Origin of the sequence: Methylocaldum sp., from assembly GCF_035627495.1 — a bacterium.
Lineage (GTDB): Bacteria > Pseudomonadota > Gammaproteobacteria > Methylococcales > Methylococcaceae > Methylocaldum.
Map to the genome: position 1 here is coordinate 1 of NZ_DASPLO010000121.1, position 1,026 is coordinate 1,026.

General features: G+C 54.2%; 1 protein-coding gene. It reads right to left on the minus strand.

What is annotated here, in order from left to right; genetic code table 11:
• Positions 1 to 13: 13 nt before the first annotated feature.
• On the minus strand, positions 14 to 961 hold the full coding sequence (locus tag VEB01_RS09700) for an IS1595 family transposase (RefSeq protein ID WP_324874939.1): 948 nt from the start codon (positions 959 to 961) through the stop codon (positions 14 to 16).
• Between the last annotated feature and the right edge of the window lie 65 nt (positions 962 to 1,026).

A 1,026-nucleotide genomic window follows, 5' to 3' on the forward strand; every position in this document is an offset into this window, starting at 1 on the left:
CGGGCTTATATATTTAGCAAACGCAGGAAACCTGGCGGTAGGTGAGCCGTTTGTTTTCGATCAACTGGCCAAACCCTTTCAGGCGGGTGCCATCGGTTTGATGGCGGGTGTTCCAGCGGAAAGCGAATTCATTGGCGTATCGAGCTAAGTGCTCGCGGGAAATATGATGCCAGGCTCCAATAATGGCTCTTTTAAGCAGCGAAAAGAAAGATTCGGCGGTGTTGGTGGAAGCCTTTGAACCGTCCTGATTGTTTCGCTGATACTCTTGCCGAGAGTGATTCACAGTCTGGTGCTCCTTCCATTGCTTCAACGGGTTCTTGTAACCGGGGTGCTCGTCTGTATTCACCACCGCTTCCTTGCTGACGCACTCAGAAAGCGCTGCCCCAAGGTTCTTCTGCGTTACCGAAGCAATCACCTTCACCCGTGCGAGGCCATCGCGCTGTACCAGTGCGACTACGGGCGTTTTCGGTTTGGCTCTGGGTCCCACAAACGTCTCATCCACTTCCACCGTCCCGGTGAGCTTCGGCTCCGTCGCAGGGTCGGCTGTCATGGCATGCCGGATCCGGTGACACATAAACCAGGCCGTCTTGTAGGTAACCCCAATCATTCGGTGAACCTGATTAGCGCTGATCGATTTCTTCGACGAGCACAGGAGCGATAGTGCCATTACCCATTTCGACATCGGGACATGAGAACGCTCCAGAATCGTTCCAACAGTCACAGTAAATTGTTTCCGGCAGGCCCCGCAGAAATAAACGCCCTTGCGAACCCCTTTGCGGCTCGTGCTTTGTGCCTCCAATTTGGAAATTCGTTTGTCGCCGGCGTTCTTGCAGCGGGGACACACTGGACCGTTTGGCCAGCGCCAAGCTTCCAGAAGATCTCGAGCTTTGGTTTCATCGCCGAGCGCCTGAAATGAATCCGCCAGTACGCAGGCTTCAGCCTTATTCTTTGAGGTTTCCATGCCACCGAGCCTATGCAGCACCCTCGGACATCCGCGGTCCAAGCGTTTGCTAAATATATAAGCCC